12 protein-coding genes and 1 tRNA gene are annotated in these 13,255 nt (G+C 55.1%); 11 read left to right on the top strand and 2 right to left on the bottom strand.

What is annotated here, in order from left to right:
- Nucleotides 1-546: 546 nt before the first annotated feature.
- The 4 genes from rplM (at nt 547) to FMM72_RS02100 (ending at nt 3,114) form a co-directional block, all read left to right on the top strand.
- A complete protein-coding gene (gene rplM / locus FMM72_RS02115) occupies nt 547-975 on the top strand; it encodes a 50S ribosomal protein L13 (protein ID WP_160209571.1) in 429 nt (142 codons plus the stop codon).
- A gap of 19 nt (nt 976-994) precedes the next feature.
- Nucleotides 995-1,393 (top strand): 30S ribosomal protein S9, encoded by a 399-nt coding sequence (gene rpsI, locus FMM72_RS02110; RefSeq protein ID WP_006876695.1) that lies wholly within the window; start codon nt 995-997, stop codon nt 1,391-1,393.
- Between the two features lie 383 nt (nt 1,394-1,776).
- On the top strand, nt 1,777-2,802 hold the full coding sequence (locus FMM72_RS02105; RefSeq protein WP_160209570.1) for a G5 domain-containing protein: 1,026 nt from the start codon (nt 1,777-1,779) through the stop codon (nt 2,800-2,802).
- A 235-nt stretch (nt 2,803-3,037) separates the two neighbouring features.
- Nucleotides 3,038-3,114: transfer RNA gene (locus FMM72_RS02100), tRNA-Arg, on the top strand.
- A gap of 441 nt (nt 3,115-3,555) precedes the next feature.
- On the opposite strand, the gene FMM72_RS02095 is transcribed toward FMM72_RS02100, so the two are convergent.
- Both FMM72_RS02095 and FMM72_RS02090 read right to left on the bottom strand, forming a co-directional pair.
- Complete coding sequence (locus FMM72_RS02095) at nt 3,556-4,509, bottom strand: translation initiation factor eIF-2B (protein WP_160209569.1); 954 nt, start codon at nt 4,507-4,509, stop codon at nt 3,556-3,558.
- 28 nt (nt 4,510-4,537) lie between these two features.
- Nucleotides 4,538-5,365: an AIR synthase related protein gene (locus FMM72_RS02090; protein ID WP_160209568.1), complete on the bottom strand. Its 828-nt coding sequence runs from the start codon at nt 5,363-5,365 to the stop codon at nt 4,538-4,540.
- A gap of 362 nt (nt 5,366-5,727) precedes the next feature.
- Here FMM72_RS02090 and FMM72_RS02085 point away from each other — a divergent pair, with 362 nt between their 5' ends.
- The 7 genes from FMM72_RS02085 (at nt 5,728) to FMM72_RS02055 (ending at nt 13,246) form a co-directional block, all read left to right on the top strand.
- Nucleotides 5,728-7,260, top strand: coding sequence for an ABC transporter ATP-binding protein (locus FMM72_RS02085; protein ID WP_160209567.1), 1,533 nt, complete (start codon nt 5,728-5,730; stop codon nt 7,258-7,260).
- Complete coding sequence (locus FMM72_RS02080; protein WP_162220436.1) at nt 7,261-8,316, top strand: ABC transporter permease; 1,056 nt, start codon at nt 7,261-7,263, stop codon at nt 8,314-8,316. It begins immediately after the preceding gene.
- A complete protein-coding gene (locus FMM72_RS02075) occupies nt 8,313-9,272 on the top strand; it encodes an ABC transporter permease (RefSeq protein WP_162220435.1) in 960 nt (319 codons plus the stop codon). Before FMM72_RS02080 ends, FMM72_RS02075 begins: the two co-directional genes overlap by 4 nt.
- 20 nt (nt 9,273-9,292) lie before the next feature.
- Nucleotides 9,293-10,366, top strand: coding sequence for a BMP family ABC transporter substrate-binding protein (locus FMM72_RS02070; protein WP_162220434.1), 1,074 nt, complete (start codon nt 9,293-9,295; stop codon nt 10,364-10,366).
- Between the two features lie 133 nt (nt 10,367-10,499).
- Entirely contained in the window at nt 10,500-11,228 is a 729-nt protein-coding gene (locus tag FMM72_RS02065; RefSeq protein WP_160209563.1) for a GntR family transcriptional regulator, read from the top strand.
- A 223-nt stretch (nt 11,229-11,451) separates the two neighbouring features.
- On the top strand, nt 11,452-11,961 hold the full coding sequence (locus FMM72_RS02060) for a CarD family transcriptional regulator (protein WP_160209605.1): 510 nt from the start codon (nt 11,452-11,454) through the stop codon (nt 11,959-11,961).
- 331 nt (nt 11,962-12,292) lie between these two features.
- On the top strand, nt 12,293-13,246 hold the full coding sequence (locus tag FMM72_RS02055) for a type I phosphomannose isomerase catalytic subunit (protein WP_162220433.1): 954 nt from the start codon (nt 12,293-12,295) through the stop codon (nt 13,244-13,246).
- The last annotated feature ends 9 nt before the right edge of the window (nt 13,247-13,255 follow it).

Genomic DNA, 13,255 nt, shown 5'->3' with positions numbered 1-13,255 from the left:
CGAACTAAGTTTTTCGCTGAGGCCTTTTTTCAAAAAGGCCGGAAAAGGTATGCGGATAGTTGGGTGATTAAGGGGATGGTGACGATGGAAAGCAACGGCCATCTTTAAAACTATGAATATGGAGATATTATTTTTGATGATTGTGACTGGATGGTGGTTCTTTGCCTCCATCGCTTTTTTATGGATTTACTTTGAAACGCCAGATATGGAAAATAAGTAATATTGATAATTAATAATACAAATAGCAAATATTGAAAAGCAGAAAATGTGATTTACATATTGCGTATGAGAGAGAATCAAAGCGTTACAGTGTGAAAACAGAAGCGCGTGTTTTCTAAATTGATTTTTTAGTAAAAACATGTTGACACGGCGTGTCCGGCAGGGTATAATACAAATTGTCGCTATGGCAATTTCAGAGAAAATCGGAAGGTTGCCTGCATTTTGGAGGGCAGAGGGATTCGCCGCAAAACGGCGGCGCGCGCTTTCCGGCGGTTCGCTGTAGGGCGGATCGTGCAAAACAGTTTACAGGAATTTGGAGGAACAGGTATGTCTACTACAATGCCGAAGGCATCTGAAATGACCCGCAAGTGGTACATCCTCGATGCCGCTGACAAGCCGCTTGGACGTACAGCGGCGACCGCTGCGTCGATCCTGCGCGGAAAGATGAAGACTGACTTTGCGCCGAACGTTGACTGCGGCGATCATGTCATCATCATCAATGCTGAAAAGGCGATTCTCACCGGCCGCAAGCTGGAGCAGAAAAAGTATTACCGTCACAGCGGTTGGATCGGCGGACTCAAGGAAGTCGGTTATGACAAGCTGATGAAGGAGCGTCCGGAGCAGGCGATGATGCTTGCCGTCAAGGGCATGATTCCCGACACGGTGATCGGCCGCGCCGCGCTTACCCGGTGCCGCATTTTCAGAGGCGCCGAGCACACCCATGCCGCGCAGAAGCCGCAGGCCTGGACACTGTAAGGAAGGGGATTAATCAGCTATGTATGAATCGAAACCGTATTTCTATGGCACAGGCCGCCGCAAACAGTCTGTTTCCCGTGTAAGGCTTTATCCGGGTTCCGGCTCGATCACGATCAATGGCCGCGATATCAACGACTATTTCGGTCTTGAGACGCTCAAGCTCATTGTTCGTCAGCCGCTGACCCTGACCGATACGCTCGGCAAGTTTGATGTTGTGTGCACCGTCACCGGCGGCGGCGTCTCCGGCCAGGCAGGTGCGATCCGTCACGGTATTTCGCGTGCATTGCTTCAGAACGGCGAGGATATGCGTCCAGTGCTCAAGAAGGCAGGATTTTTGACGCGCGACCCCCGTATGAAGGAGCGCAAAAAATACGGCCTCAAGGCAGCCCGCCGCGCACCCCAGTTCTCCAAACGCTGATTGCTTTATTACAGAGCTTCAAGAGCCCGCGGCATACAGCCGCGGGTTTTTCCTTATGATGGAAATCAAAGGGAAATGCATGTCCAAAATTATTATTAAATTTTTATTAAGTTTTATAAAAGCAAGGTTTAGCTGCGGCCTGATTCTTGTCTGAAATAGTCGGTTTGTATCGCAGCGTTTCCCTTGGACAGGCATCCTGGCGGTTGGCTTGCTCAAGCCTGGTTTGACAATTCTGTGTAATCTGAATATAATTTCAAATACTCCGGTATACTAAGCAACGGGTGAAATTGCCATAAACTCAAAAAGTGTATGACAACGGAGTACACCCAATGTAATTGTCGCGCCGGCTTATACGGCAGGCGCACAAAAAAGGAGTATTCTTCATGACAAAAGTGTGGAGCAGGATGCTGGCAGTCAAGCTGTTTCTGCAAAGCCGCTTGTTTGCGGTCAGCCTGCTGTTTGTAGTGTTGGCATTTGTGGTATACAGAATTTCGACGATGACAAATGCCGTGTATCTTGTGGGAGAAACCGGGCGGTCGCTGCGCTATACGACGCAGGACGATTTGTCCCGGTTGTTGCCCGGACATGGAATAAGCCGCTTCGAGGAACCGGAAGGGCGGTTTCAGCAGGTCAATGCATTTTCCATTTTCCCGGTCATGATGACTGTGGATGGAAAGACGACCGCCTGCAATGTGGAGATTGGCACAACCGTGGGAGAGCTGCTGTATGAGCATGATATCACATATGACGGCAATGATTTGCTGACGCCGGCGTCGGAAAAGCCGTTGGAACGCGGCGACAAGGTCGTTTTGCAGCGTGTGGATTACGAGGAGTATACAGTGGAAAAATCAATCCCGTATGAGACTGTACGCAAAAATTCGCCGCTTGTCAGTATTGGTTCCACACGGCGTATCCAGGAGGGAACCAACGGCGTGCTCATGCAGACCTATGTGCAGCGCACAGTTGACGGAATCAAAGAAGATGTACAGCTTCTTGGCGAGCGCGTGGCGCAGCAGCCGGTTCCTGAAACGATTCTGATCGGCTCGCCGGCGCCTGTTTCGCCGTTTGATTTCGATCTCGAGGTCGATGAGAACGGAAAGCCCCTGCATTATTCGCGTTTGCTGCGCAATCAGGTGGCAACCGGCTACAGCGCGCGTCCCGGTGCAAAAACGGCCAGCGGCAGGTATGCGATCACGGGACATGTCGCGGTCAATCCGCGCGTCATTCCATATGGCTCGCGCCTGTATATTGTCTCGGCCGACGGCCGGTTTGTTTACGGGTGCGCAATTGCCGCCGACACAGGGACGGGCCTGCTCGCCGGTGTGGTCGATGTGGATTTGTTCTATGATACGTACGAGGAAAGCGCCATGAATGGGCGTAAAATCGTTGATATTTATGTCCTTGATTAGGGCTGTTTGGGTCTGTTTGAAAAATCAAAGCTGCTCCTGATCGGACTGTCTTAAATCGCAGGATTAACCCCCTCCTTTTTGCGCGGGGAACGGACGTTTTGTAATCCGTTCCCCGCCGCCTTGCGTTTTAAGGGTGAAGCGGGCATAATTAGAAAAAATTTTTCAGATTATGCCGATAAGGGCTTGACTAAATTATCCAAACGTAGTATTATATTAAAGCTGACTTCTATAAAATGCGCGTGTAGCTCAGTTGGATAGAGTGACTGGCTACGAACCAGTAGGTCAGGGGTTCGAGTCCCTTCACGCGCGCCACCAGGCAAGGGCCTGGAGCCATTTCGCGCTCCAGGCTTTTTCTTATGTCCAAAGTAAATACCCGCGTCCGGGGTGGTTCTAAACTGGGCAGGCTTGCCAGAAGATGGCTTGTGAAGCGGCTTTGTGAGATGTTCTCACAAAGCCGCTTCACTTTTTTCTTTTAATAAATTTCTAACACCCCTTTTCAATGGTATCCATAGAGCGGCGACAATTTTCCAGTTCGAATAAGGCCCGTTGACAGATCTGCATGCCTGAAAAATAAAGGCGGTTCAGACCTGTGGAAAACCAGACTCCCCCAGGGACAGGCGCCTGTCCCTGGGGGAGTCCGGTTTTTGATATGAACATCAATATTTGTAAGAATTATAATAAGATAAGGGAGCCGGCCGGAGAATATCTCCGGCCGGGGCCTTTTCGGTCTGTTCCCGCTGCAAAATGATCCGATCAGCCGTTTAAAAGCTGCGCCTCGAGCTGATCCCAATTGAGCGAAACAGTGGCCGGTGCGATGACACCGCGTTCTGTGATCAGCCCGGTGATCTGATTGGCTGGGGTCAGATCAAAGAACTGGTTGATCACGTCGATGCCGTCCATGCTGTCAAAATCGCCGGGAGAAACGATCTCGTCGGGGACGCGCCGCTCCAGCACAATGGGATGGCCCTGGGCGGTGCGGCGGTCGAGCTTATACAGCTCGCTTGCGATATAGACGGGCTTGCAACAGCATTGGGCGAGCTGGCTGATGAGCGCGGTTCCCATTTTGTTGGCGACAGAGCCGTCCCATGCGATCGTATCGGCGCCCATGATGATCAGGTCGCAGGCGGGCATGAATTCCCACACGGACGCATCCGTAATATAAGTGACCGGCACATGCAGCTCCTGGAGAATCTTTGCGGCGAGGCGCGATTCCCGCAATGGCCGCGATTCGGTGCAGGTCAGGCTGAATTTGCGCCCCTGCTTTGCGGCTGCGGTAAAGACGCTCATGAGCGCGCTTGAATAGCTGTGCATCAGCACGGAAGCGCCGTCGCGGATCAAATTGGCGCCGTTTTCACCCAGACGGTTGACGGAGTCCAGAGAATAATGAATGATGCGTTGACAGAGCGCGTCGATTTTACATGTAATGATGTCGAGCGGCGTTTCATTCGGGAAAGAATCCAGTTTTTTATAGACGAGCGACTTTGTATTGTAGATGGTGGCCATGGTCGGCTTTAGGGCAAGCAGCTGGTTGGAAATATCGTCGAAGCGCGCGGTCAGCTCCGCGCGGCTGGCGAACTGCTCCTGTGTGCAGGCGAGGCTGTATGCCCAGGCCGCTGCGCGGCCGAAGGGGCTGCCTCCCTTGACGTTCATGTTGCGCACCTCGTCAATCACATGCTGCGCCGATTTGAATTGAATATCCTGTAGCATTGCAAACGCTCCTTATATAAAATAACGATTATTGAATCCGGCCGATGGGAAAACAGGGGAGGCCTATATCGGCGGCCAGATGGCCACCCGCCTGCGCAGGCAGGCTGACAAGCACAGCCGTACAGGAACCGGCCGATGTGGCCAGGTCAATTGCAGGCTGTGTATCCGGGAGAAAAGCGCAGCCGACACATTCGGCAAGCTGGCCGGCTTCATAGGCCGCGCCCTTCGAGCCGACCGGCAGGATTTCATGGATATAATCGAGGGTGCACAGGCGTGTGACCGTGGAGATCTTGGCGACCGTGGGGTCGTGTTCGCTGTACCGTTCCACAACGCCGCTCTGCGGCACGCCGACACAATAGACGGCGTCGCCGCGCTGTGTGCGGCCCAGGCGCAGCGCCGCGCTGCTGACAAGACCGATGACCGTCACGCCGATGCCGGTCTGAAGCGTGCGCATGTTGTCCTCTGTACTTCCGGTGAAGGAGACGGTGTCATACAGGCCGCAGCCGCGCAGCTCCTCCTGCATGGCCGCAATGATCCGCCGCCCGCTCGGATCCATTTCCACACACAGATTGTCCGCGATGACAATGGGCGCCGCGCCTGTGGCGAGCACCTCCATGAGCGGGACCTTCAGCGCGCTGACCGCCGTCTCCTCATAAGAATTCTGATGGGTGTCGTTGGGCTTTTCGCCGTTGGAAGCGTTGGAATCACAGGCGACAACGAGGCTGATATCGCCAAGCAGGCGCAGAATGGAGAGATCGCGGTATTTGCGGATACGCAATGAAAAAGCGCGCCGCTGTATCATCTCCAAAAGTTCCTGATAATCCATCCAAAGCGATTCCTGGTTTGGCATTGTCATGGGAATCCCTTCTTTGCATTCAATTTTTGGCGGTTACACCGCCTGTTGCTGGCGTTATGATAACACAGATTTGTATAGTTGTATATACATAAATGCGAATTTAAACTATTTTCCCCACTTTCACCAAAGTTTTATCTAACTATCCGTGCAATCCGCACAACAATTTTGTCGGTTTAACCGGATGTAAGCGCATGGTTTCATACATTTGGATGCATTTTTAAATAAAAATCAAATTTGTTTTGCGAAAAAAACTGTTGACAGTGGTGTAATCAACATGCTATTCTATGCAAAAAGATATAGACAACTAAATCTTTAAATCTTTTTAGGGCGACGCCCTGACGCCCAGCAAAGGAGGCTGCGACATGGATCCAATTGTCCAGATGGAATCAATCACAAAGCGATTCGGGGCGCTCACCGCCAACGAAGGGATCGATTTCACACTCAACCAAGGGGAAACGCATGCGCTTGTGGGGGAAAACGGCGCGGGCAAAACAACGCTGATGCGCATTCTTTACGGTCAGTACGCGCCGGACGAGGGCCGCATACTGATCGACGCGCAACCGTGCGCCTACGGCGTGGCGGGCGCACTTAAACGCGGCATCGGCATGGTGCACCAGAACTTTATGCAGATCGACCGCATGAGCATTACAGAAAATATCATCCTCGGGCATGCGCCGGCAGCCGCCGGATTTGTCGACTACAGGGCGGCGCGCGCAAAGATCCGCGCACTTCTCACGCGGTTCGGAATGCAGAAGGTTTCCCCAGACGCGCCGATCGACAGCCTTTGTGTCGGCGAGCGGCAGAAGATCGAGATTATAAAGGCGCTTTACCTTGGCGCGCGCGTACTCATCCTCGACGAACCGACCGCCGTATTGACGCCGCAGGAATCGGACGAGCTGTTTGCGATCATTGACGAACTGAAAAAAGACGGCGCATCCATCGTGTTTATCTCTCACAAGCTGCGCGAGGTCATCCGCGTGGCCGATCGCATCACCGTGATGCGCCGCGGGCGTGTGGTGGCGCGCTTCGACCGCGGGGAGGCGGACGAAACGGACGTGGCGCGGGCGATGATCGGCCGTCAGGATGTCGGACTCATTCAAAACGGTGAGCGCGGCGGCGCGGGGGAGCCTGTCTGCGTCTGTAAGAATTTGTGGTATATCGACGGCAGCGGGATTGCGCGGGTGCGTGGCCTTTCATTTGAGGCGCGCGCTGGTGAAATCCTCGGAATCGGCGGCGTGGAGGGCAATGGGCAGACAGAACTGATCAATCTGCTCATCGGCATGTACCGCCTGTCGGGCGGTTCGATCACGCTCGGCGGCGAGGATATCACGCGCCTGCCGATCCGGCAGCGCCGCGCCAAGGGCGTCGGCTACATATCAGAGGACCGCATGACGACAGGCCTGGCTCTGCTGGCCGGCGCGGGCGAAAACCTGATCTGCGGCGCCGCAGGGCAGCCGCCGTTTTCAAAGCACGGTATTCTGCACGGCAAGGCTGTCGCTGAATATACCGAACGGATGGCCGAGGCGTTCGATATCCGCGGCCTTGCGCCGGGCAAACCGGTGCGGGCGCTTTCGGGCGGCAATATGCAAAAAATCGTGCTGGCCCGCGAGATCAGCCGCAGCCCGCGTCTGCTGATCGCGGCGCAGCCAACGCGCGGGCTTGATATCGGAGCGATCAACTTTGTACGCGAACATCTGTTGGAACAGAAGCGGCGCGGGACAGCCATTTTGCTGGTATCGGCCGATCTGGAGGAGTTGATGAGTTTGAGCGACCGGATGCTCATTCTTTATGAAGGCGCCTGCTCCGGCATTGTCACAGACATCCCCGCCGCTACCGAGGCGGAGATCGGTCTGATGATGGGCGGCGCCGCCGGCGCACGAAAGGGGGAAGATTAAATGGATGGTATACAGGCGCTCAGAAAAGATACGATGCAGCCGCTCAAAAAGATGGCCGGAAGTTTTTCGCCCATACTGGCGGTGCTGGTCGCGTTCGTAGTGGCGGGGCTTGTGGTACTCGCCTCGGGGGGCAATCCGATTGAAGCGTATCAGGCGCTTGCCAAGGGTGCGTTCGGAAGCTGGTCCGGCTTTAAAAATACGGTGCGTTATACGCTGCCGATTATCCTGCTGGCGTTGTCCTTTTCCATCTGCAACCGGTGCGGCTACTTCAATATCGGCCAGGAGGGACAGATGTATTTCGCTGCGCTCGGCGTTGCGTTCGTCCCACAGGCGATCCCAACCGCGCCCATCTGGGTGCAGGCGGTTGTCATGCTCGCGGCGGGCGCGCTGTTCGGCGGTCTGGTTTCCCTGCTGCCGGCCGTATTCAAATTCATGTTCGGCGTCAACGAGGTTGTGATCGCGATTTTGATGAACTACATTATCCTGCTGCTGACCGATTATCTGCTGAACAACGGCCCGATTGCAAAGGCCGATACAACCGTGCCGATGTCGGTCAATCTGGAGCCGTCGCTCAACACAACATTCATCCTGATCGCCGTGGCCGTGCTCATCGCCGTTTACGCCCTGAGCATCCGCGGCACCGTGCCGGGCTATGAGCTGCGTATGATTGGTCACAACGCGCGCTTTGCGCAGGCGTGCGGCGTGCGCACGATTAAAATCGTGCTCGTGGTTGCATTGATCGGCGGTATATTTTCCGGCTTGACAGCGGCCGGCGAGGTCATGGGCGTCTATCACAAGGTCTATAACAATTTCGCGGCCGATATGGGCTTTAACGGCATGACCGCCGCGTTGATCGGCAAGGATTCGACAGCCGGCATCATCTTCGGCTCGCTGATTCTCGGCGCGCTGCAAAGCGGCGCGGTGACGCTTTCGGTTGAAACGAGCGTACAGGCCGAGATGGTGCAGGTGGTCAAGGGCTTTGTCATGCTGTTTGCTACCATCAATATCCTGCGCTACCTGCTGCAATCGCGCAAAAAGGGGGTAAAAGCCGTATGATGAACATCGAACAGCTTTTAAACCTGTCTGTGCGTCTGGCGGCGCCTGTCATCCTGATCTGCCTGGGCGGCCTGTTTTCCATCAAGGTCGACATCTTTAATCTCGCGCTGGAGGGCTTTACGCTGTTTGGTTGCTTTGCGGCAGTTGTCGGTACTTATATGACGCAGAGCGTGGCTGGCGGCATCCTCTTTGCCGTGCTTGTGACGCTGCTGATCGCGCTGATTTATGCGCTGTTCGTTTTTGAGCTCGATGTAGACCCGATCATCTGCGCGCTGGCATGTACCACCATAGCTACCGGAATGACGCGGTATCTGCTTGTGCCGATTTTCGGGATGAGCGGACGGTTTATCCTGCCGTCCGAGCTGGCGCTGCCCACGCTGCATTTTGGATTGCTTGAACAGGTTCCGGTTGTCGGCCCGATTTTAAACGACCATTCCATCCTTGTTTATCTGGCGCTGGTTCTGCCGTTTGCCGTCCATGTGTTTTTGTACCGGACCAGCCTGGGACTTTCGATCCGCGCGATCGGCCGCAACGCCGACGCAGCCGCTTCAGCCGGCATTGGTGTGCGGCGCATCCGCTATTTCGCCGTGGCGCTCAACGGCGTATTCTGCGGGCTGGCCGGTGCGCAGCTGGCCCTGTCGCTGAACATGTTCAACGTCGGCATGACGGATGGGCGCGGCTTTACCGCGATTGCGGTGCTTGTGCTCACAGGCTCGGAACCGGTGCTGTCGCTGCTGGCCTGCTTGATGTTCGGCTTTTCCGATGCGATGGTTCTGACCCTTTCGGGCCGCGGCTATCCGGTGCAGATTTTATCAATGCTGCCGTATGTGCTGGCGCTGGCCGTAGTGATTGTGCCGCTCATTCTGCGAAGCGTTGTGCGCAAAACGCGCAGGCGTTCCGCAGAAAAAAAGCTGATTGTTATGGATTCCGGAAAAGGCTCCGGAACGCATGAATAAATGATAAAGGAGAAAGAGCAATGAAAACGTATTTCAAATGGACGGCCCTCGCACTGGCGCTGACCCTCGCCGCAGCTCCGCTGACGGGATGCGGCGGCAAGCAAACGGAGGATACGCCCGCTTCTGCTTCACAGGCGACGGATGCGCCCGCCGCCCCGGGCGCGGATACGGCGGAAAAGACATGGCAGGTCGCGCTCGTTTCCGACATGGCGATTGATGAAGCCGAATGGCTTCAGAATCTCGTGGCGGGGCTGGGCGATTACCAGAAGGAGCATCCGAATGTCGAGGTCAAGGTCGTCGAGGCGACGCAGTCAAGCGAATATGAGCCAAAGACGCGCGCGCTGGCGCAGGCCGGATATGACATCATCATTACAACCTATTCGAGCATGGCGGACGCGACGACCACTGTGGCGGGCGAGTTCCCTGATATCCTGTTCGGCAGCCTGGACGGCGTGATCGCGGACATCGGAAGCTATCCGAATATCCAGGAGTTCGGCCTTAACCGCACCGAGACAGGATATCTGGCGGGTGTGGCGGCGGCCTGCACGACAAAGGCCGGCAAGGTTGGAATTGTCGCGGGCGCCGATGAACCGGTCATCAATGGAATCGTTGCCGGCTGGCAGCAGGGCATGCGCAGCGTCAATCCGGATATAGAGGATATGGTCGCCTATGCGAACACATGGACCGATCCCACCAAGGGCAAGGAGCTTGGTCTGATGCTGGTAAACGAGGGCTGCGACGTGATCGCGGCGGCGGCAGGCGGCACAGGCGTGGGCGGCGCGCAGGCGGCGGCCGAAAAGGGCGTCCCGTTTGTCGCGTGGGATATACATTATCAGGATGTGCTTGGCGACCTGGAGCTGGGAAGCGCGGTCAATTTCTTTGATTTGATGGTAATCCAGTTTATCGAGGATGCGATCGCCGGCAATTTCCAGGGCGGGCAGCGCGTCGATTACGGTATTTCTGAAGGCGTCTGCAATTTTGAGTATCTTGACAATTCCCCACTGAGCAGCGACGCCAAGGCTAAGATCAAAGCGGCGTATGACGATATCATAGCTGGTAAAATTGAAATTTCCGCGGAACCGCTTCATAAGTAAAAATATGGAAAATCATGGGTTCATCTGTTGACAGATTTCGGATGAATGTGTATTATGAAAACAGGAATCAGCAGGTCCTTGCCCGCTGCGGCGGGGACCTGCGCTTTCAAATTGCCACGATCCGGGTGAAAAAATGAGTGCTCTGAAAAAAGTTGCAGGTATCTCCTTATATCATCAAATAATGGAGGATCTGCGCCAAGAGATCAAGGATATGGCCTATGGGGAGCAGATCGAGACGGAGCAGCAGCTCGCCGTCAAGTACGATGTGAGCCGCGGCACTGTCCGTCAGGCGATTACAGCCTTGGTCAACGAGGGGCTGCTGACTAAAATACAGGGACGCGGAACGTTTAAAAGCGGCGTCGCGCTCGATCATTCCTCCGCGGTGATCAAAAGCTTTACAGATCAGCTGCTTGTTTCCGGGCTGGTGCCGGGCATACGGGATATCCGGCTCGCGCTCGTTCCGGCTGATGAAAAGGTCGCAAAACATCTGCGGCTTGAGCTTGGCGCGCCCGTATGGAGTCTTTCCCGCGTGCGTCTGGCGGATCAGGAGCCGATTTCCCACTGTACGGCATATATCAACCACGCTTATGTACCGACCCTTCAAGCCGGGATGCTGGAGATGTCGCTGATCGCCATGCTCACCGAAAAGCTCGGCGTACCGCTTCATCACGGCGAGAGCTTCGTTACTGCAACGCTGACGGATGAAGATACCGCGCGGCGGCTGCATATCAGCGTTTCTACACCGATTCTGCGGATGGAGCATGTCGGATTCCTGGCAACCGGGGAGCCGGTTTTTCTTGATATCACCGATTCCATCGGGGAACGGTATGTGATGCAGATCGCGCAGGGCGTCTATCACTGAGGCTTTGCCCGGACACTGTGAGCCGCCCGCGCCGCTTTTGCGGCGCGGGCGGCTTTGTTGGTGATAGATATGGACAAAATATGCAAAAACCTTCTGCGATATTCATGCGCAAAATAAACAATATTATTGGGTTTACAGAAAAAAGTTTGCTAAAGCTTGTTAAAAAGTGATAAAATATAAATAGAAGATATAGGAATCTGATGGGTAAAGGAACGGTGATGTGATGTTTCAAGAAGGGGATATGATTATTTATGGGAACACAGGCGTATGCCGTGTGGAACAGGTCGGCCACCCGGACCATATCAAAGGCGCTGACGGCAACAAGCTGTATTATACGCTTGCGCCCGTTTATCAGGCGGGCGTGATTTATGCACCGATTGACACGCCGGTGTTTACGCGTCCCATTCTGACAAGACAGGCCGCCGAGGAGCTGATTGCGAAAATTCCCTCCATCAGGGGGGAGATATACGATGGGCGCAATCAGCGCGTTTTATCCGACAGTTACCGCGCGTGCTTTGACACGCATCAGTGTGAGACGCTTGTACAGCTTATCAAGATGGTCCACAGCAAAAATGCGGTCTGCCAGAAAAACGGAAAAAAGCCGGCGCAGCTTGACCAGCGGTATAGGAAGCGCGCCGAGGATCTGCTTTACGGCGAATTTGCGGTCGTTTTGGGAATTGCGCGCGAGGATGTCGAACGGTATATTACGGACCGGCTCGAACAGGCAAGCTAAGAACCTGTATTCACAGTCGCCACACGCTGTCCAGGCGGGCCTTTTGCCCCCGCTCCACGTTAAATTTTCTTGCCGGACGACAGCCCGCCTGCAAAAATTCGCCTTGATCAGGTACAAAACGCCTCGCCTGCCCAGCATCCTCTGGCTGTGAATACAGGTTCTAAAAATGGGCCTCCTGCAAGGAGGCTCATTTTTTGTACAAATCTTACAATAGGAAGTAATTGGATGGAATTTTGTTGACTTTATCTCACAAATCGGATAGGATGAGAACAGGATTTTAAAGGGGAGCCTGCGGCTGAAAGCGACAGCAGGCAATAAGGAGGTTTTGTTGATGCTGCCGTTTTTGCTCAATCCGGCGTTTAAGGATTATATTTGGGGCGGCGTGAAGCTGCGCGACCAATTCGGGAAGGACGGCCCCGCGCCGCTGGCCGAGAGCTGGGAGCTGTCGGCGCATCCGGACGGCGATGCGGTGATCGCCTCCGGTCCGTTGGCCGGGACGCGGTTTTCCGCATTTATAAAGGACAACCCCGCCGCTCTTGGAAGCCGCTGCCCGGCCGGTGATTTCCCAGTGATGGTGAAACTCATCGACGCCGCGCAGAACCTTTCAGTGCAGGTGCATCCCGATGATGTGTACGGTATGCGCGTGGAGGGGGAACGCGGCAAGACGGAAATGTGGTATATCCTCGACTGCGAGCCGGGCGCGTTCCTGTATTTTGGCTTTGAGCGGGAGATTTCAGCCGATGAGGCGCGCCGGCGCATAGCCAGCAATACCATCACCGAAGTGCTGCACAAGGCCCCAGTTCACCCGGGGGATGTCTTCTTTATCGCCGCCGGGACGGTCCATGCCATTGGGGCGGGCATTCTGCTGGCGGAGATTCAGGAAAACTCAAATACGACCTATCGTGTTTATGATTTCGGCCGCGTCGGCGCGGACGGAAAGCCCCGCCCGCTGCACATCGATAAGGCGATGCAGGTCGCGTGCCTTGCGCCCGCCAGTCAGGACGCGCCGGGCGCCGTGCCGCCGCGTCCGGTCGCCGGCGGTACGCTGCGCCGGCTGGCTGGCTGCGCCTACTTTACCGCGGATACGCTCAAGCTTGCGGGACGCTATTCGTACACGCCGGGCGGCGCGTCGTTTGTGTCTGTCCTGTGCCTGGACGGCGTGGCGTCGCTTTGCTGTGGGAACGAGACGCTTGCGCTTAAAAAGGGAAGCAGCGCTTTCATCCCGGCTGATGCGCCGGAATTTGCGCTTGACGGAGCGGGCACGCTCCTTTTGACAACCATATGACTGTTTGAA

Origin of the sequence: Anaerotruncus colihominis (assembly GCF_010206195.1) — a bacterium.
Taxonomy (GTDB): domain Bacteria; phylum Bacillota; class Clostridia; order Oscillospirales; family Ruminococcaceae; genus Anaerotruncus; species Anaerotruncus colihominis_A.
The sequence above is the reverse complement of the archived record's forward strand: the minus strand, read 5'-3'. Positions and strand labels throughout refer to the sequence as shown.